The 17,940-nt window shown below is 70.4% G+C and carries 13 protein-coding genes, 1 tRNA gene and 1 pseudogene; 5 read left to right on the top strand and 10 right to left on the bottom strand.

The window, feature by feature from the left end; translation table 11 throughout:
* Positions 1–748: 748 nt before the first annotated feature.
* The 4 genes and pseudogenes from ACX9TP_RS32605 to ACX9TP_RS32590 form a co-directional block, all read right to left on the bottom strand.
* A pseudogene (locus tag ACX9TP_RS32605) lies at positions 749–832 on the bottom strand (30S ribosomal protein S4); the annotation flags it as partial.
* Between the two features lie 7 nt (positions 833–839).
* Positions 840–2,339, bottom strand: a complete 1,500-nt coding sequence (locus ACX9TP_RS32600; protein WP_482974544.1) for an HTTM domain-containing protein — start codon at positions 2,337–2,339, stop codon at positions 840–842.
* Between the two features lie 153 nt (positions 2,340–2,492).
* A tRNA-Gly gene (locus ACX9TP_RS32595) sits at positions 2,493–2,565 on the bottom strand.
* 59 nt (positions 2,566–2,624) lie between these two features.
* Positions 2,625–4,622, bottom strand: a complete 1,998-nt coding sequence (locus ACX9TP_RS32590) for an ABC transporter substrate-binding protein (RefSeq protein ID WP_482974543.1) — start codon at positions 4,620–4,622, stop codon at positions 2,625–2,627.
* Positions 4,623–4,751: 129 nt separating this feature from the next.
* On the opposite strand from ACX9TP_RS32590, the gene ACX9TP_RS32585 reads away from it, so the two are divergent.
* Complete coding sequence (locus tag ACX9TP_RS32585) at positions 4,752–5,591, top strand: NADase-type glycan-binding domain-containing protein (protein ID WP_482974542.1); 840 nt, start codon at positions 4,752–4,754, stop codon at positions 5,589–5,591.
* Between the two features lie 55 nt (positions 5,592–5,646).
* Here the strand turns inward: ACX9TP_RS32585 and ACX9TP_RS32580 are convergent, their stop codons facing one another.
* The 4 genes from ACX9TP_RS32580 to prfA form a co-directional block, all read right to left on the bottom strand.
* The gene (locus ACX9TP_RS32580; protein WP_267861136.1) at positions 5,647–6,036 is read right to left on the bottom strand and encodes a zf-TFIIB domain-containing protein; all 390 of its coding nucleotides are present in this window, start codon (positions 6,034–6,036) and stop codon (positions 5,647–5,649) included.
* A gap of 141 nt (positions 6,037–6,177) precedes the next feature.
* Complete coding sequence (gene murA / locus ACX9TP_RS32575) at positions 6,178–7,449, bottom strand: UDP-N-acetylglucosamine 1-carboxyvinyltransferase (protein WP_482974541.1); 1,272 nt, start codon at positions 7,447–7,449, stop codon at positions 6,178–6,180.
* Positions 7,450–7,463: 14 nt separating this feature from the next.
* Positions 7,464–8,345: a peptide chain release factor N(5)-glutamine methyltransferase gene (gene prmC, locus ACX9TP_RS32570; RefSeq protein ID WP_482974540.1), complete on the bottom strand. Its 882-nt coding sequence runs from the start codon at positions 8,343–8,345 to the stop codon at positions 7,464–7,466.
* Positions 8,342–9,439 carry a peptide chain release factor 1 gene (gene prfA / locus ACX9TP_RS32565; RefSeq protein WP_482974539.1) on the bottom strand — a complete coding sequence of 366 codons (1,098 nt, stop codon included), beginning with the start codon at positions 9,437–9,439 and terminating at the stop codon, positions 8,342–8,344. Before prfA ends, prmC begins: the two co-directional genes overlap by 4 nt.
* Positions 9,440–9,595: 156 nt before the next feature.
* Between prfA and ACX9TP_RS32560 the strand changes: the two genes are divergently transcribed.
* Positions 9,596–9,718 carry a hypothetical protein gene (locus tag ACX9TP_RS32560; protein WP_013941470.1) on the top strand — a complete coding sequence of 41 codons (123 nt, stop codon included), beginning with the start codon at positions 9,596–9,598 and terminating at the stop codon, positions 9,716–9,718.
* 8 nt (positions 9,719–9,726) lie between these two features.
* Here the strand turns inward: ACX9TP_RS32560 and ACX9TP_RS32555 are convergent, their stop codons facing one another.
* Positions 9,727–10,956 carry a CapA family protein gene (locus tag ACX9TP_RS32555; RefSeq protein ID WP_482974538.1) on the bottom strand — a complete coding sequence of 410 codons (1,230 nt, stop codon included), beginning with the start codon at positions 10,954–10,956 and terminating at the stop codon, positions 9,727–9,729.
* Positions 10,957–11,018: 62 nt separating this feature from the next.
* Here ACX9TP_RS32555 and ACX9TP_RS32550 point away from each other — a divergent pair, with 62 nt between their 5' ends.
* Together ACX9TP_RS32550 and ACX9TP_RS32545 are read left to right on the top strand one after the other, a co-directional pair.
* Positions 11,019–11,834, top strand: a complete 816-nt coding sequence (locus tag ACX9TP_RS32550; RefSeq protein ID WP_163998505.1) for a tetratricopeptide repeat protein — start codon at positions 11,019–11,021, stop codon at positions 11,832–11,834.
* Between the two features lie 9 nt (positions 11,835–11,843).
* Positions 11,844–13,262, top strand: a complete 1,419-nt coding sequence (locus tag ACX9TP_RS32545) for a hemolysin family protein (protein WP_482974537.1) — start codon at positions 11,844–11,846, stop codon at positions 13,260–13,262.
* 28 nt (positions 13,263–13,290) lie between these two features.
* Here the strand turns inward: ACX9TP_RS32545 and ACX9TP_RS32540 are convergent, their stop codons facing one another.
* Positions 13,291–14,043: a TapB family protein gene (locus ACX9TP_RS32540; RefSeq protein ID WP_482974536.1), complete on the bottom strand. Its 753-nt coding sequence runs from the start codon at positions 14,041–14,043 to the stop codon at positions 13,291–13,293.
* A gap of 284 nt (positions 14,044–14,327) precedes the next feature.
* Here ACX9TP_RS32540 and smc point away from each other — a divergent pair, with 284 nt between their 5' ends.
* The gene (gene smc, locus ACX9TP_RS32535) at positions 14,328–17,930 is read left to right on the top strand and encodes a chromosome segregation protein SMC (protein ID WP_482974535.1); all 3,603 of its coding nucleotides are present in this window, start codon (positions 14,328–14,330) and stop codon (positions 17,928–17,930) included.
* Positions 17,931–17,940: the final 10 nt, after the last annotated feature.

The following is a 17,940-nucleotide window of genomic DNA, read 5'->3' as shown; positions in this document are numbered from 1 at the left end:
CGTGACCACTCTACCGACCCGCGCATGATGCGCCACGGACACGGCGAAACGCCATGGGGGCGGGGCATGTTGCGATGGCGGAGGAGGGGCCGCCGCCGCGTCAGCATTCCGAGTGCCTGCCTGCCCGCCTGCTTGTGGGTTCGATGAACCGTCCAAACGTGTCGACGGCTCGTGTCACGGAAAGTTCGCCACACCGGCGCGGGCAGCATCGGGAACCGGCGGCCCCGGGCTGCTCCTCACGCCGTGGGTCGCTCGTGGCGGCTCAGTCCTCGGGCAGGTCGTTGCCCGGGGACTCGTCCTGCTTCTCCCCGGCCTCGAGGATGGCCAGGGCCAGCGGCTTCGCCTCACGGCTCAGGTTGATCGGGCTCACCCCGCGAATGCGCTGGATGGACTGGCGGTCTCCAAGCAGCGCGAGTCCCAGCGAGGCCACCCCACGCTCGTTGCACGAGTTCGTCATCGCGAAACCCCACTCGTCGAAGACGCGACGCAGCGTGGTGACCGTGCTGACGTCTCCAGCCAGTGCACCTCGGACCGCGTCGTCGAGCTCGTCGTAGCTGCTGCGCGGCCCGCCCTCCCTGCGTGCCCGCGAGTCGTGAAGGCGCAGTTGCTCCAGGAGGATGGCGCGAGCCCGGTCGATGAGTCTCTGCTTCTCCGCGGGGGTCATGGCATTCACGAGGGTACACCGTGGGTGCCACGTGTGATTGCCGCCCCGCCCCCAACAGGCCTCCGCGTCGCCCAGCCGCTCGCCGCGCTGCGCGTAGTGCTCGATGATGAACGGCTCGTTCACGTCGACGGGGATTTGCTCGCGCTCCGGCAGGCGCACGTACTTCACCCGGTCTTCAAGGCGCTTCGCGCGCCGTCGCGGGCCTGCCGGCGGCGGGAGCCTCGTCGGTGCAGCTTCCTGCCCAGAGGGAGTTGGGCACGGGGCCGCGGTTCTCCTCGTACATCACGTAGACCACCTCGGCGCGCCGGACCGGCTCCGGCCGGCTGGCGTTCCAGCGCGCGCACAGGGCGCGCGCCAGGCCCTCCGCGTAGCGCGGCTCCCGGGTGAGCATCATGTTCATCCCGAAGCGCCGGAACTCCTCGGCGCGCCAGTTCCACCGGGTGCCGCCGTAGAGGGTCTCCAGGTCGCGCTGCTCGGTGAGGACGACCTGCTCACCCTGTCCGGCCACGAGGCTGCGGAAGAGGTCGACCTCGAGACCGTCCGGCAGCGCCGCGCGCACCACGTAGTGCCCGCTGAAGGGCCGCGCCTGGGACGCGAACTTGTTCCACCGCTGATAGAGCCCCACCCGGGTGAGCGCCGCGCGGTAGCCGTCCCCGACGCCGGAGACGTACCCCTGCACGTTGACGTGGGTCACGAAGACCAGGACGACGGCCGCCACGAGCGCGGAGAGGCGCCCCGGCAGCAGCGCCGCGTCTGGCCGAGGTGTCGCGGCGGGCTCTCGCGCACCGTCCGGGCCCCACGCTCGCGCGGGCAGCAGCGCCGCCAGCCAGGCCACGCAGAGCAGGGGGAACAGCCCGACACTCATGGTGACCAGGATGCCCAGGTGCAGCCCCAGCAGCGCGAGCACCGTGGCCAGACGGAGCCAGGGGAGGGGCAGTAGCAGCAGGAAGACCGCGGCGTACTCCATCCCGAGCACCCCCCAGCTCAACCCGTGCAGGACGGGCTCGGGGAGGGACATGAGCAGGCTGGCGCCCGGCTCGCGCGCGACCATCCCCGTGGAGAAGACCTGGGCGAGCGCGGTCCCGTCGTGCCACGAGACACCGGACTTGTAGAACGCGTTGAAGACGTACGAGTAGCCGACCTGCAGGGTGAAGCCGAGCGCCGCGCAGCCCGACCAGAGCGCCGGGCCGGCCGGAGCCGCGGGCGTGCCCCCGAGGGAGCGTGCCCGGCGGCGCGCATCCAGGCTGAAGCGCGCCCCCACCGGGAGCAGGGCCGCCCAGATGAGCGCGAGCTGCAACACGGTGTCCGAGCCGCTGAGCACCAGCGGATTGCGGGTGTGGAGGGAGAGGACCAGCAGGGCCAGCAGCGCGGCCATCAGGCGCGAGCGGTAGCCCAGCAGCAGCAGCAGCGCCGCCACCGCCGCCAGGGAGAAGGTGACGCTCGCCCCCCACGTGCCGGGCGTCAGCGCGGGAAGGCCCAGCACGGAAAAGCCCTGGAAGTGCTCGGCGAGCGCACGCGAGACGATGCCGTCGTCCGCGTACCACCAGTCGAGCCGGGCGGCGCGCGAGGCGAGGTCCAGCAGCGTGCAGAGGGCGAGCAGGATGCGGAACAGCGCCAGCGAACGCAGGTCCAGCTGCCATGGGAAATGGGCTGCGCGTGCTGGGGGCCGTGGCATCGCGGCGCGAGTCTACCCCTGCCGCGGAGCTGCCCGCAGCGGGTGGCCGGGGGCCCCCGCCAGGGCTCCAGTCAGTCAGGCGCGGTGCCAGGCCCGAGGCCCGGAAACACGAAGGCCGGTAGCCCTTCGTCAGGACTACCGGCCTTCATTGTGAGCGGCGGAAGGGATTCGAACCCTCGACCCCGAGCTTGGGAAGCTCGTGCTCTACCAACTGAGCTACCACCGCGGGCGAAGCGAGAGCCAAAGTAGGGGCCCTCCCGTGCCTTGTCAACGGGAAGTGTCGGGCTACTCCCCCTCCTCGACAGTGAGCTGATAGGCGTCCTGGAAGTTGGCCTCGCGGTTCTTCGCGTCGCGCACCTCCAGGACGTAGACGCCCGGCTCGGCGCTGTAGCGGATGCTCTCCGGCTGGTCGCCCTTGGCGCGGTCGGCCGTCTGGACGAGCGTCAGCTTTCCGTCTGGCTGCACCCGGTGCAGGTACAGCCCCACGTCCACCTTGAGGATGCCCAGCAGCATGGCCTTGATGGGCGTGCGCACCGGCCGGTCCGACAGGTCCAACCGGAAGAAGTCCGTGTCCTTCACCGGGAACACCGTGCCGCGCACCGCCTTGCCCGGCGTCAGCTCCTGCCCCCGGTCCGCGGTGTTGTTGGGCTCGCGCTCCTCACCGCCGTTGTCCGCCACCGTGGTGATGCTGATGCGGTAGGGCTGCTCGGCGTTCTCGAAGTCCTTCACCCACTTGCCGTCCACCTTGCGCGACGCGCCCTCCACCCGGAAGTAGCAGCTGCCGCTACACGCCACGTTGTTGAGGCGCTCGGGCTCCTTCAGCTCGCCGTCGTTGACGCGCAGGAGCACCGTCTCCTTCTCGCCGTCGCCCTGCGGCGGCTCCACCATGGAGAGCACCAGGTCCAGCCGCTCCACGCCGGACAGCTCCACCTTGGCCAGCACCGGCTCGGCCGTCTTCAGCACGAAGTGGTCCACGTCCGCCTTCGGCGACAGGAAGCCCTCGCGGTAGCCCCCGGCCGTCAGCGGCGTGGCCTTGTAGATCTCGTCGTTGGGCTCCAGCTCCGCGTTGGCGCCGGCCTCCTCCTGCGTCACCGTGAGCGTGTACGGCGCGGTGGCGCTGAAGGTGCGGCGGGCCTCCTTCCCCGTGCCCGTCCAGCCTCCCTTCACCACCACGTAGACGACGCGGTCCGTGGCGCGCACCCCGATGTTGCGCAGCGACAGCGCCTCGCCCTCCTTGCCCCGCAGGGTGAACAGCGGCGCCTCCGCCGCCGACAGCACCGACAGCTCCGGCCGCACGCCCTCCACCCCGGACAAGTCAATCTTCAGCGCCACCGACGGAGGCTCGGGGGGCACCGCCGGCGCCGCCGTCCCGGCATCCAGCGCCTGCGTCGCGGCCTGCGCCGCCGCCATGCCGCCCACCTCGCCCGGCGCGGGCTGGCCCTCGGCGGGAGGCGCGGGCGGGGGCGGCTCGCCCCCGGCGAAGGTGCCCTCGGGGGTGGTGGAGGGTGGGGCGCCTTCCTGCGCGGTGCCCTGCGGGGCGGTGCCCTCGCCCTCCGGAGGCGGCGTGGCGCTGCCGGAGCCCGGAGCGGGGGCGCCTTCCGTGCCCGGGGCAGGGGAGGGCGTCCCCTCGGGCGCGGGCGCCGTGCCCTCGGAGCCCGGAGCGGCGCCACCGGCGGGGGCGGCGGGCTCGGGCAATTCGATGCGGTACCAGTCCTCGTCCCCGGCATGGCCCAGGAAGGCCGTCACCGTCTGGCCCAGGGGCAGGGGGGCCGCGTCCACCGCCCTGTCATTGGGCTCGCGCTCCTCGCCGTCGTTGGCGGCGCGCATCCGCACGTCGAGGGTGTAGGCGCCGCCCACGCCCTTGCGCGCGGGCACCACGCGCACCCAGCGCTCGCCCTCCACGTAGAGGTTGGGGAAGCGCTCCGGCTTGCCCTCCCCCTCGCTGTTGATGGCGGCCAGCCGGTTGCGGTCCCTGTCGTACACCTCCAGGGTGATGTCGCCGCCGGGCAGCCCGGACACGGTGACGTCCGCCACGCGGGCGGCGGGGGGCGCCAGGCGGTACCAGTCCTCATCCGCCTTGTTCGGCTGCGCGGCCAGGTCCGCCGTCACCGTGCTGTCCCGGGTGAGCGCGAGCGCCTGGTCCGGCCGCTCATTCGGTTCCTTCTCCGTGAGGGCGGAGGGCCCCGTCTCCACCGGGCCCGCGTCCTGGATTGCCGGCGTCTTGTCCTCCTTGCAGGCAACCAGCATCGCCGCCAGCACACAGCCCCACCCCCAACGTCGCATCACGGTCTCCTCCGGAAACGGGCCGTCATCCTTCCTCGCGGGGACCCGGTGTCAAGCACCCCAACATCCGCGCCGGTGCTTTCATCCGCGATTGGAGCCTCCTCGCCTGGCGATCAAAGATGCACCCCCATGCGAAGCCTGCTCCTCGCCTCCCTCCTGCTCGCCACCACCGCCTCCACCGCCTCCACCGTCCCCCCCGGCTACGTGGAGACCTCCGACTGGCTGGAGCGCAAGGGCCAGCCCCAGCACTACAGCCCGCTGAACCTGCTCGACGGCCGGGACACCACCGCGTGGTGCTCCACCGGCGAGTCCCCGGCCCCCATCACCATCGGCTTCAAGGACGCCGTCACCGTGGACGAGGTGCGCGTCTACACGGGGGACGGCACGGACCGGGCCGCATTCAAGGCCCGCGCCCGCGCGAAGAAGTTCACCCTCACCAGCGTGGACGCCTCCCGCAGCCTCAAGGTGGAGGACAAGCGCGGCCTGCAGGCGGTGACGCTCAGCCAGCCCCTGAGCGGCGCGCGCTTCATCCTGGAAGTCGTGGACCGCTTCCCCGGCGCCGACGACGCGGCGCCCGTCTGCATCACCGACCTGGTCTTCTACTCGGGCGGCAAGGCCCTCAACGGCACGTGGCTCGCCCCGCGCCTGAAGTACGACGCGCGCCTGGCGCCCCTGCTGGGCACCTGGTTCGGCGGCCTGGAGGGCGCCCCCGAGAGCTTCCTGTCCTTCTACATGGACGGCACGTTCCGCTACACCCGCGAGCCCCTGGAGGGCGGCGGCCCCACGTCCGTCACCGGGACGTACACGCTGTCCGGAAGCCGACTGTCCCTGGAGGTACCCAGGCGCGGAAAGGTGACGGCCCGCCTCCAGAAGGGTGGGGAGGAGGGCGTACGGGTGCCGGAGGCCTCGCTCGACGTGGAGGGGGCCCTGGCGGAGGAGTGGGGCCGCGAGTTCCGCGGCAGACCCTGAGCCGAAGCGGGGCGGCGAGCGCCACCCGGCCTGGGCCCCGGGAGGAGCCGGACGCCTAGAGGGCCGCCAGCTTCTTCTTCGAGCTGAAGTGGCGGAAGAAGGCGATGATTTCCTCCACTGCGATCTTCACGTCGGTGGCGTCCTGGAACTCCGACTCCAGGAAGATGCCGCCACAGGACTCACACGTGTCGTAGTGGAGCGGGTGCTGGCGGTCGCCGCCGTCCACTCGGACGAGGTCCACCTGGCATTCGGGGCACTGACCTGTCAGTGCCTGCGCATCCACCTTGCCGCCCTGGCTCTCCAGCCCGGGGAGGTTGTTGTGGAGGAGGACCCGGTTCAGGTCCGCGACGTCGATCCAGAGACCGCCGCAGTCTCCACACTTTCGCAACGTCAGATCATCCCCCTCGAGATCTGCCATCTCGACGTTGCAGCTGGGGCAATCCATGGGGCCGTTCATTCTCCTGCAGTGGGGGAGGGATGCTCCCCAGTGGTTCGGAGAATGATAGGTCGCGCGAAAATTCGGATGCAACCCACGTCGCCGCTTCTGTTGGCAACGCGCCGTCTCTGCGCCCCTCCCCCTAGTCCCTCACGCCTTCGCCTTCACCCGCCGGATGTCCGCGCCCAGGCTCCGCAGCTTGCGCTCCAGGCGCTCGTAGCCCCGGTCCAGGTGGTACACGCGGCTGACGTCCGTGCGCCCCTCGGCCCGCAGGCCCGCGAGGATGAGGGACGCGCTCGCCCTCAGGTCCGTGGCCATGACGGGCGCCCCGCTCAGGCCCTTGACGCCCTTCACCACCGCGGTGTGCCCCTGGATGGTGATGTCCGCCCCCAGCCGGTGCAGCTCCGGGACGTGCATGAAGCGGTTCTCGAAGATGTTTTCGCTGATGACGGACGTTCCCTGGCTGACGGACATGAGGGCCATGAGCTGGGCCTGCATGTCGGTGGGGAAGCCCGGGTGCTCGGTGGTGTTGATGTTCACCGCGGTGAGGGTGCGGGGGGCCTTGCACCGCAGCCCGCCCCCCTCGGCGGTAATCGTGCAGCCCGCCTCGCGCAGCTTGTCCACCACGGCCTCCAGGTGCTCGGGCACCGCGTGCTTCACCAGCACGTTGCCGCCGGAGATGGCCGCCGCGACGAGCAGGGTGCCCGCCTCGATGCGGTCCGGGAGGATGGCGTGCTCCACGGGCTTGAGGCCGTCCACGCCCTCGACGGTGATGACGGAGGTGCCGGCGCCCTCGATGCGGGCGCCCATCTTGTTGAGGACGCGGGCCAGCTCCTCAATCTCCGGCTCGCGGGCGCAGTTCTCCATGATGGTGCGGCCCTTGGCGAGCACCGCCGCCATCAGCACGTTCTCCGTGCCGGTGACGGTGATGACGTCGAAGTTGACGGTGCCGCCCTTGAGCTGCTTCGCCCGGGCCTCCACGTAGCCTTCCGTCAGGTGGATGTCCGCGCCCAGGGCCTTGAGCCCCTTGAGGTGCTGGTCGATGGGCCGCGCGCCAATGGCGCACCCGCCCGGCATGGACACACGCGCCCGGCCGAAGCGGGCGACGAGGGGGCCCAGCACCAGCACGCTGGCGCGCATCGTCTTCACCAAATCGTACGGGGCCTCCGGGTGGATGTGGCCGTTGACGCCCACCTGGCACACGTCCTTCTTGCGGGCGGTCAGCCGCTCCGCGTCGCAGCCCATGGTGCGCAGCACCTTGAGCATGGTGCCGACGTCCGCCAGGTCCGGTACGTTGCGGTAGGTGGAGGTGCCATCCGCCAGCAGCGCGGAGGCCAGGATGGGCAGCGCCGCGTTCTTCGCGCCCGAGGCCTGCACCTCACCGTGCAGCTCCGCGCCACCCTTCATCACGATTTTGTCCATGGTTCCCTGCTTCTTCAGCCCTGTGGCCCGTCAGCCACGGGCTGTGTCCCAAAAGCCATGCGCTCCCGCCGCTCCAGGTCCTTCTCCACGCGCGCGTCCGCGTACCCCGCGGCCCGCAGGAGCTCCAGGACGGCGGGGCCCTGTGTCTCGCCAATCTCCATTGCAAGGAGCCCGCCAGGCTCCAGGAAGCGCCGCGCGCCCGTCACCACCCGGCGGATGGCGACGAGCCCGTCCGGCCCGCCGTCCAGCGCCAGCTTCGGCTCGCGGCGCACCTCGGCGGACAGCGTCGCGATTTCCGCGGTGTCGATGTAGGGCGGGTTGGAGACCACCACCCGGAAGCGCGCGTCCGGCGGCACCGGGGAGAAGAGGTCCCCCTGCAGCACCGTCACCCTGTCCGACACCTTGAGGGCTTCGGCGTTCTCCTTCGCCAGCGCGCACGCGTCCGGGGACAGGTCCGTGGCCACCACCGTGGCCTGCGGGCGCTCGGCCGCGAGGCTGATGGCGATGCAGCCCGAGCCCGTGCACACGTCCAGGGCCCGCGACGGCGCGTCCTTGGGCAGCAAACGCAGCGCCGCCTCCACGAGCAGCTCCGTCTCCGGCCTCGGAATCAGCACCCGCGCGTCCACCTTGAAGGTGCGGTTGTAGAACTCGCGCATGCCGGTGAGGTACTGCGTGGGCTCACCATTCAGGCGCCGCTCAATCAGCGCACGGAAGGTGCCCAGCTCCTCCTTGGAGAGGGGCCGGTCCAGGTCCACGTACAGCCGCACGCGGCCCACCTTGAGCACGTGCGACAGGAGGACTTCGGCGGTGAGCCGGGGGCTGTCCACCTGGCGCTTCTCGAAGTGCTGCGTCGTCCAGGTGAGGACCCGGCGGATGGTCCAGGTCTCGCTGCTCATGCGTCGGAAGAAGCGGGCCGCGGGCCTCCGCCCGTCTGCGCCTTGAGCGCCTCGGCCTGGTAGAAGGTCCGGCAGGCGGTGATGACGTCCTCGATGCCGCCCGCCATGATGCCCGGCAGGTTGTGCACGGTGAGCCCGATGCGGTGGTCCGTCAGCCGGTCCTGCGGGAAGTTGTAGGTGCGAATCTTCTCGCTGCGGTCGCCGGTGCCCACCTGCGAGCGGCGCGTGGAGTCGCGCTCGGCGCGCAGGCGCTCCTGCTCCATCTCATAGATTTTCGCGCGGAGCATGCGCAGCGCCATGTTGTAGTTCTTGAGCTGGCTCTTCTCCTGCTGGCACTTCACGACGATGCCCGTGGGCCGGTGGGTGAGGCGCACCGCGGAGTCCGTCGTGTTGACGCTCTGGCCACCGGCGCCCGTGGAGCGCATCGCCTGCCGGTCGATATCCGACTCGTTGAGCTTCACGTCCACCTCCTCGGCCTCGGGCATGACGGCCACGGTAATCGTGGAGGTGTGGATGCGCCCCTGCGTCTCGGTGGCGGGCACGCGCTGCACGCGGTGCACGCCGGACTCGTACTTCAGGCTGCTGAACACGGCGTCCCCGGACAGCGTCACGGTGGCGTCCTTGATGCCGCCGGCGTTGCCCGCACTCATGTCGATGATGTCCGACTTCCAGCCCCGCCGGTCCGCGTAGCGGAGGTACATCTGCATGACCTCCTCCGCGAAGAGGGACGCCTCGTCGCCGCCCGCGCCAGCGCGGATTTCGAGGATGACGTTCTTCTCGTCGTTGGGGTCCTTGGGCAGCAGCAGGAGCTTGAGCTGGGCCTCCAGCTCCTCGCGCTGCTCCTTGAGGCCGGGCAGGGCCTCGCGGGCATAGGCCTTCTCGTCCGCGTCCGAGCTGCCGAGCCAGGCCTCGACCTCGTTCAGGTCGGCCAGCACCTTGCGGTAGGTGCGGAAGGTGTCCACCAGCTTCTCCAGGCCCGCCCGCTCCTTGGAGACCTTCTGGAGCCTCGCCGAGTCGGCGAGCACGTCGGGGTTCGACAGGTCGGCGGTGAGGCGCTCGAACCGGCGCTCGACGTCTTCGAGTTTGTCAATCATCGTTCTTCCGGGGGGTATTGCCCCTTTGTCCGCCCTCTGGCAAGGGTGGGCGGAGTCAAGAAAATCCTTGGCTGCCTGGGCGGTCGCATGAAAGAAGGGCCGCCCTCACCGCCCTTTGGCGGTCGGTTTCACATCACCTACCCGGAGTCCTTCCACATGCCCGCCCAGAAGGGAAATCGTTCCAAGAAGAAGGTCGCCAACCGCGCCAAGGGTCGGAAGGCCCAGCTGAAGCGCCGCCGCAGCCGCGCCAAGAAGGGCCAGTCCAACAACAAGGTCTAGCTGGCCGGCTACTCCCTCCCTCGGGGTTCGGGGGAGGGAGGCGGGCGGGCCCATGGCTCCAGCTCGGGCAGCATCCGCTCCACGGTTCCCGAGGAGCTCGCCAAGAGTCGCAGGACGTCCTCCGCCTCGCTGCCCGTGACGGGCACCGGCTGGAAGGGCAGCTCCGGGAAGCGGTCGGAGCGCAGGGGCAGGACCTCGCTGGAGAGGTAGCCGCCGGGCCCGAAGCGGGCCTTCCACAGCGCGCTGCGCTTGTCGCGCGGGTTCCAGTTCCCACCAAAGACGAAGTTGCCCAGCGAGTAGACGACGGGCGCGCCCTGGAACAGCTCCATGGACTGGAGCACGTGCGGGTGGCTGCCGAGCACGCCGCTGGCGCCGGCTTCAATCGCCGCGTGGGCCAGCCGCACCTGGTACGGCTCCGGCGAGTAGGTGCCCTCGCGGCCCCAGTGGAAGAAGGGCAGGACGATGTCCGCCTGCTGCTTCGCGGCGAGGATGTCCTCGACGAGCATCCGCTCCATGACCTCCACGTCGGAGAAGTGCCCGGCCACGCCCGGCGTCGTCTCGGTGGCGTAGACCTCGGGCGGCTCGATGTTGCGCTCGCCGAGGAAGAAGTAGCCGAGGAAGGCCACGCGCAGGCCACCCACGGTGAGGATGGCGGGCCGGCGCGCCTCGGCGAGGTTCCTGCCCGCGCCGAAGTAGGGGATGCGCGCGGTCTCCAGCGTCACCAGCGTGTCCACCAGCCCCTGGGCGCCGTAGTCCATCATGTGGTTGTTGGCGAGGCTCACCACGTCCACGCCGCCGGCCACGAGCGCGCCCACCAGCTCCGGCCGCGCGCGGAAGTTGAAGTTCTTGGGCAGCTTCTCGCCGCCCTCGGTGAAGGGGCACTCCAGGTTGACGGCGAAGAGGTCCGCCGCGTCGCCCAGCGGCTTCACCTCCTTGAAGCCGTACGCGAGCATCTCCTCGCGCGAGCGCCCCTTGGCCACCTGGGCGTCGAAGTACGTCTGGAGGTTGTGGCCCAGCGTCACGTCGCCGCCCACCACGAGCGTCACCGGCTGGACAGGCGGGCCGGCGTCCGCTGCCCCGGCCGGTGGGGCCGGCGGGGCGGGGAGCGAGGCGACGCCCGCGTCCGGCTCGGCGGGGAGCGTCGGGCCGGGTCCCGGCACCGGAGGGGGCTCCGCTGGGGGAACGGGTCTCGGATGACAGGCGGCGAACATGAGCAGCAGGAGGGCGGCGTGGCGCATGGGCAGGGGGAAACTCTACCTTGCACCCTTCATTGCGCGACGCGTAGATTGCCCGCGCGCTCATGGCCCGGGAAAAGGACAACATCGCGCTCTCCGACGAGCACAACACTCGCGGAATCGAGCTGGCGGACCGGGGGTGGCTCGACGAGGCCATCAAGGAGTTCAAGAAGGCCATCGACCTGGACCCCAGCTCGGCCCACGCGCACGACAACCTGGCGACCGTCTATGCGGAGAAGAAGCTCTTCCGCGAGGCGCTCACCGAGTACCTCACCGCCCTGAAGCTGGAGCCGGAGAGCGCCACGGCGCACTACAACCTGGCCTGCTTCCTCTCCACCCACGCCGGGGAGATGGCGGTGGAGGAGTACAAGGAAGCGATTGAACTGGACCCGGAGTATCCGGACGCGCACCTCAACCTCGGCCTCACCTACGCGGACCAGGGGCGGGTGGAGGAGGCCATGCGCGAGCTGCAGACGGCCATTGAGCTGGACCCGCAGGACGCCTTCCCGCGCCACGAGCTGGCGGCGCTGATGATGGACGAGGGCGACTACCGCTCCGCCATTACACAGCTGAAGGAAGTGGTGCGGCTGGAGCCGGACAACTTCGAGGCGCAGCTGGACTTGGGCATCTGCTACGCGCAGAAGGGCTTCTACGCGGAAGCCGAGCGCGCCTATGAGCGGGCCCGGGCGCTGAACCCCGAGGACCTGCTGCTCAACTACAACCTGGCCGCGCTGTTCGCGCTCTGGGGCCGGCCGAAGGACGCCGTGCAGTACCTCCAGAAGTCGCTGGCGGCGGACCGTCCGAAGGTCATGGGGTGGCTGTCCACGGACCCCATGTTCGACGCCCTCAAGGGCGACCCCGACTTCGAAGCCTTGTTCTGAGCCACCGCCATGGGAATGGAATGGGTGTTCCTCGGCCTGGCGATCCTCCTGGTCTTCGCCAACGGCTTCTTCGTGGCGACCGAGTTCGCCATCGTGAAGGTCCGCGCCACGCGAATCCAGGCGCTGGTGGATGAGGGGACGCCCGGAGCGGCCACCGCGATGAAGATGGTGAGCCACCTGGACGCGTACCTGTCCGCCACCCAGTTCGGCATCACCCTGGCGTCGCTGGGGCTGGGCTGGCTGGGCGAGCCGGCCTTCGCCGCGCTCCTGGAGCCGGTGCTGGTGGGGCTGGTGCCGGAGGGCGCCGCCACGACGGTGGCCCACACGGCCGCGGTGGTTATCGCCTTCAGCATCATCACCTTCCTGCACATCGTCCTCGGGGAGCTGGCGCCCAAGAGCCTGGCGATCCAGCGCGCCGAGTCCACCACGCTCGCCGTCGCGGTGCCGATGCGGGTGTTCTACATCCTCTTCTACCCGGCCATCGTCCTGCTCAACGGGCTGGCCGCGTGGGTGCTGCGCCTGTTCGGCCTGCACTCGGTGGGTGAGTCGCACGACGCGCACAGCGAGGACGAGCTGCGCGTCATCCTCCACAGCTCGGCGCAGGCGGGGGCGATTACGACGGCGCGCGCGGAGTTGCTCGAGCGGGCGCTGGAGATGGCGCAGAAGACGGCGCGGCAGGTGATGGTGCCGCGCAACCAGGTGAAGTTCCTCGACGTGGAGGAGCCGCTGGACAAGTGCATCGCGGACGCGCGCGCGGCGGGCCACACGTGGCTGCCGGTGTGCCGCGGCAACCTCGACGAGGTGGAGGGCCTGGTCAACGCGAAGGACCTCTTCTTCCTGCTGTCGCGCGGGGAGCTGCGCAGCCTGGCGCAGGTGCAGCGGCCGGTGCTCTTCATCCCGGAGAACGCCACGCTGGAGCAGCTGTTGGCCGAGTTCCGCCGCCGCCGCCGCCAGACGGCGCTGGTGGTGGACGAGCACGGCGGCACGTCCGGGCTGGTGACGATTTCCGACGTGGTGGCCGAGGTGGTGGGCGACGTGGCGGAGCTGGGCCGCCGCGTGGAGGAGGTGCGCTCGCTGCCGGGCGGCCGCTTCGAGCTGCCGGGCACCACGCAGCTGGATGACCTGGAGGAGCGGCTGGACGTCAACTTCGACCTCGACGAGGACGAGGAGGGCGACGTCACGACGATTGCCGGCTACCTCATGGCGCGGCTGGGGCGTGTCCCGGAGAAGGGGGACACCCTGAAGCTCGACATGTGGCGCATCCAGGTGGAGGAGGTGGACGGGCCGCGCGTGGTGCGGGTGACGGTGGAGCCCCAGTCCCGCGCCGCCACGGCGCCTCGTCCCGCCGCGGAGTCCGCGGCCGCCCCGGAGTCCGCGGCGGCGCCTCCGGGGGAGACGCCGCCGACGTCCTCGAACGAGTCGGCGTAGGCTTCCGGGGCCTGGCCCTTGCGGGGCCTTAGCCCTTCGGGTCCTTCTTCGCGGCCACGGCCTTCTTCATCACCTTCGTCTTGCTGGCGGCCTTGGGCGGCTCCGGGCGCTCCACCTTGAGCAGCTCCAGGTCGGTGCTGCCGGCCGTCTCCAGCTTGATGATGCCCACGCCGGGGGCGAACCAGATGAAGCTCTCCATGGAGCGTCCCTGGGCGCCGGGCCGGCTGGAGCGCGCCGTGGTGATGTTCTTCACCTTGAGCGCCTTGAACGTCCCGGCGGCGACGGTGACTTCCTCCTCGCCCACCACCGTGGCCTCCTTGTCGAACGTGGTGGCGATGGTGGGACGGATGCCCCCCGTCTTGCCCGCGGGCGGCTGGAGCTTCACGGAGAGGCTGTTCTTCCACGTCCCTCCGGGCACCATGGTGGAAGGAGCGGGCACGGCGACGCCCTCGGCGCTCACCACCTGCACGTCCATGCCGGACGCGGAGAGCAGGGTGCCCTCCAGGCCGCCCAGGCCCGTGCGGATGCCCTCGGAGGTACACGTGGCCTCCGTCTGGCCCTCGCGGCTCTTCAGCTTCACCGCGACGGTGCCCTTGAGGCCCTCCGGCACCGGCGTCACGTCCTTCGTGGAGAGCACCATCTCCGAGGACTTGCCTGCCCGGTAGGTCAGCTTGAGGCCGTCCTCCAGCGGGAAATACGGGTTGGGGCAGGCGGCTGCCGGAGAGGCAACCGCCGGCGTGTCAGACCGGGGTGCTACGTCCGGCGTAGGGGACGCTCCCATGAGGAGCGACACGGCAAGAAAGGGCTGGAACGTAGGCAACCTCCAGAAAAAGCAATTGGAAGGTAGGGTGGGACTCCCACTTTGCAACCCCACGGAACGGCCAGACGTGCCCCGAGCCTGCCCTGTTGAAGGGCAAGCAGCCGAACGTATGGCCACCTGAGGCATGGTCACGCTTGATCGGCCGGGGGGCGACTGGTACTCCTGCCGATCGTTCCGGAGCCGATTTTTCGGCCTCGCGCTCACTTTATTCCCCGTACTCCGCGCCTCACCAGGAGCCCGCTGGCATGCGAATCAAGCGGTTGGACATCACCGGCTTCAAGTCCTTCATGGAGCGGAGCGTCTTCACGTTCGATGAAGGCGTCACGGGCATCGTCGGCCCCAACGGCTGTGGAAAGTCCAACGTCGTGGACGCCATCCGCTGGGTGATGGGCGAGCAGAGCGCGAAGAACCTCCGTGGCCGCGGCATGGAGGACGTCATCTTCAACGGCTCGGAGAACAAGCCGCCGCTGTCCATGGCGGAGGTGTCGCTCACCTTCCTCGTGGACGAGACGGATCAGCTCGCCCCGCAGTACCAGGGCTTCTCCGAAGTCACGGTGACGCGGCGCCTGTTCCGCAACGGCGACTCCGAGTACCTCATCAACAAGGCGCAGTGCCGCCTGCTGGACATCACCGAGCTGTTCCTCGGCACCGGCGTGGGCACCAAGGCCTACTCCATCATCGAGCAGGGCCGCGTGGGCCTCATCGTGTCCAGCAAGCCGGAGGACCGGCGCCACCTGCTGGAGGAGGCCGCGGGCGTCACCAAGTACAAGGCCCGCCGCAAGGCCGCCGAGCGGAAGATGGAGGCGACCGACGCCAACCTCCTGCGCGTCACGGACATCACCAACGAGCTGGAGAAGCGGCTCGACGTGCTGTCGCGCCAGGCGAAGAAGGCGGAGAAGTACAAGAAGCTCAAGGCGCGCATGCGGGACATCGACCTGCACGCCGCCAGCCACCGCCACCTGGAGCTCCTGTCGGAGAAGCAGGTCCTCAAGTCCCGCCTGGAGAACCTGGGCACGGAGGAGCGCGAGAGCCTGGACCGGGTGAAGGGGCTGGAGGAGTCCATCACCCAGCGCCGCGCGGAGCTGGAGGCCGAGGCCGCCGCCCTGCAGGCGCTCGCCGCCGAGGTGCACGCGCTGGAGAGCAGCGTGCAGCGCGACACGCAGGAGCTGTCGTACGGGAAGAAGGACCTGGAGGAGACGCGCGCCCGCGTGGCGGCGGCGAAGGTGGAGCTGGACGGGCTGCTGGCGCGGCAGGCGGAGATGGCCGAGGCCATGGCCGCGCGCGAGGCGGAGCTGTCCGGCATCGCCGGCTCGTGGAAGGAGGACGAGGTCGCCATGCAGGTGGCGCAGGAGGAGCTGCGCCGCGTGTCCCAGCTCCAGACGGAGGTGGCGCTGCGCCTGGAGCAGGAGCGCGCGGGCCTGGTGGCCGTGGCCGGGCGCCTGGCCAACCACGAGAGCAACCTCGTCAACCTGGCCCGCCAGCGCACGGACTTGGAGTCCCGCCGGGCGAAGCTCCAGGGGGAGCTGGAGGCGCTGCGCGCGCAGGAATCCCAGCTGGAGGCGGTGCGCGGCGACGTGGCGAAGCGGGTGGAGGACACCCGCCACCTCGCCGCGGAGCTGGCCGAGCGCAAGGGCCAGGAGGAGGAGGCGCTCAGCCGCACCCGCGCCGACTTCACGGAGAACGAAATCCAGGTCATCTCCCTGCGCGAGGAGCTGAGCGACAAGCGCAGCCGCCTGTCGTCCCTGGAGGACATCCAGAAGAACTACGACGGCTTCGACCGCGGCGTGCGCGCCGTCATGATGCGCGCCGGCACGGTGGCCCGCGAGCAGGGCATCTTCGGCCTCGTGGCCGACGTCATCTCCGTCACCCAGCGCTACGAGCGCGCGGTGGAGGCGGCGCTGGGCGAGCGCCTGCAGCACGTCATCGTCGAGAGCCGCGACAAGGGCGTGGAGCTGGTGGAGTACCTCAAGGGCCACGCGGAGGGGCGGGGCAGCTTCCTGCCCGTGCCCGCGCTGGACTCGCTGCCGCCCCTGCAGGAGCCGGACTTCAGCCGCCCGGGCGTGCTGGCCCATGCCCCCCGCGAGGTGACGTGCGAGGAGACGCTGCGCCCCCTGGTGCAGCTCTTGCTCGGGGACGTGGTCATCGTCCAGGACATTGGCGCCGCGCGGGCATACGCGGAGGCCGGCGGCCCCACGTGCACGCTCGTCACGCAGGACGGCGAGGTGTTCCGTCCCGACGGCACCATCGTCGGTGGTGAGCGCGAGGGCGCGGCGGTGGGCGCGCTCCAGAAGAAGCGCGAAATCGCCGAGCTGGCCGCCGAGGTGGCCCGGGTGGAGGAGCGCTACAACGAAATCCTCACCCGCCACTACACGCTCCAGAAGCAGATGGGGCACACCGAGGGCGTCCTCAAGGGGCTGGCGAAGAACCAGCACGCCGAGGAGGTGAATCTCGCCAGCCAGGAGAAGGACCTGCACAAGGCGGGCGAGGACCTGGCCCGGGTGCGCGAGCGGCTGCGGGCGCTGGAGTCCGAGGACGCGCAGCTGGCGCAGAGCCACAGCGCGCTGGCGCACGAGGAGGAGACGAGCCGCGGCGAGGTGGCGCACGGCCAGGCGGACCGCGAGGGCCGCGAGGAGCGCGTGAAGCAGCTGGCGGGGGAGCAGGAGTCCTTGCGCCAGCGCGCGGAGGTCGCCAACGGCGAGCTGACGGGCCTGCGCATCAAGGTGGCCGCCGGCAGCGAGCGCGGCGAGTCCGCGCGCAAGGAGCTGGAGAGCCTCGTCACCCAGCGCAAGGACATGGAGACGCGCGTCACCCGCCTCCAGGCCACCGTGCTGGAGGGCGGCTCGCGCACCGAGGAGCTGGAGCGCCGGATTGAGGGCACCGAGGGCGGCCTGGCCCAGCGCGCCGAGGAGCACCGGCTGGCCGCGGAGGGGCTGGAGGCCCGCCGCGCCGCGCACACCCTGGCGTCCGCCGAGGTGCGCGAGCAGGACACCCAGTTCCGCGAGCTGCGCGGCCGGGTGGACGAGCTGATGCAGGGGCTGTCGCAGATTTCGCTGCGCGAGCGGGAGATTGCCCTGGAGCTGGAGCACCTGGCGGCGGGCATCCGCGAGCGGCACCAGGTGGACCTGGCGCTGGAGCTGCACAACTACCACCTGCTGCCGGCGCTCGCCCCGGAGACGGAGGCGGAGCTGAAGGACTTGCGCGCCCAGGTGGAGAAGATGGGGGAGATCAACCTCACCGCCATCGACGAGCACGCGGAGCTGTCCAAGCGCTACGACTTCCTCGCCGCGCAGAAGAAGGACCTGCAGGCCTCGATTGAGCAGCTCAAGGAGGCCATCCAGCGCATCGACGCGGCCAGCCGCGAGCGCTTCAAGCAGACCTTCGACGTGGTGAACGAGAAGTTCCAGGCCATCTTCCCGCGCCTGTTCGGCGGCGGGCGCGCCAGCCTGGTGCTCACCAGCGAGGGGCCCAACGCGGAGCAGGGCGTGGAAATCGTCGCCCAGCCGCCCGGCAAGAAGCTGCAGAGCGTCAACCTGCTCTCCGGTGGCGAGAAGGCCCTCACCGCGGTGGGCCTCATCTTCGGCATCTTCCTCATCAAGCCCACGCCCTTCTGCCTCCTGGACGAGGTCGACGCGCCGCTGGATGAGGGCAACGTGGGCCGCTACAACGACATGGTGAAGGAGATGAGCAAGCAGTCGCAGTTCATCCTCATCACCCACAACAAGCGGACCATGGAGGTCTCCAACACCCTCTACGGCGTCACCATGGAGGAGCCGGGCATCTCCAAGCTCGTCAGCGTCCGCATGCGCGAGGCCGGCGCCGCCAACGACGACAAGATCACGGCGGCCTGAGCAGGGGCTC

The organism is Pyxidicoccus sp. M15 (assembly GCF_056858435.1).
This window is presented reverse-complemented; position numbering and strand designations above follow the sequence as displayed.

Coding starts and splice junctions, on each gene's coding strand:
- ACX9TP_RS32600 (WP_482974544.1), bottom strand. CDS start 2,339: ATGCCACGGCCCCCAGCACGCGCAGCCCATTTCCCATGGCAGCTGGAC.
- ACX9TP_RS32590 (WP_482974543.1), bottom strand. CDS start 4,622: ATGCGACGTTGGGGGTGGGGCTGTGTGCTGGCGGCGATGCTGGTTGCC.
- ACX9TP_RS32585 (WP_482974542.1), top strand. CDS start 4,752: ATGCGAAGCCTGCTCCTCGCCTCCCTCCTGCTCGCCACCACCGCCTCC.
- ACX9TP_RS32580 (WP_267861136.1), bottom strand. CDS start 6,036: ATGGATTGCCCCAGCTGCAACGTCGAGATGGCAGATCTCGAGGGGGAT.
- murA (WP_482974541.1), bottom strand. CDS start 7,449: ATGGACAAAATCGTGATGAAGGGTGGCGCGGAGCTGCACGGTGAGGTG.
- prmC (WP_482974540.1), bottom strand. CDS start 8,345: ATGAGCAGCGAGACCTGGACCATCCGCCGGGTCCTCACCTGGACGACG.
- prfA (WP_482974539.1), bottom strand. CDS start 9,439: ATGATTGACAAACTCGAAGACGTCGAGCGCCGGTTCGAGCGCCTCACC.
- ACX9TP_RS32560 (WP_013941470.1), top strand. CDS start 9,596: ATGCCCGCCCAGAAGGGAAATCGTTCCAAGAAGAAGGTCGCCAACCGC.
- ACX9TP_RS32555 (WP_482974538.1), bottom strand. CDS start 10,956: ATGCGCCACGCCGCCCTCCTGCTGCTCATGTTCGCCGCCTGTCATCCG.
- ACX9TP_RS32550 (WP_163998505.1), top strand. CDS start 11,019: ATGGCCCGGGAAAAGGACAACATCGCGCTCTCCGACGAGCACAACACT.
- ACX9TP_RS32545 (WP_482974537.1), top strand. CDS start 11,844: ATGGGAATGGAATGGGTGTTCCTCGGCCTGGCGATCCTCCTGGTCTTC.
- ACX9TP_RS32540 (WP_482974536.1), bottom strand. CDS start 14,043: ATGGGAGCGTCCCCTACGCCGGACGTAGCACCCCGGTCTGACACGCCG.
- smc (WP_482974535.1), top strand. CDS start 14,328: ATGCGAATCAAGCGGTTGGACATCACCGGCTTCAAGTCCTTCATGGAG.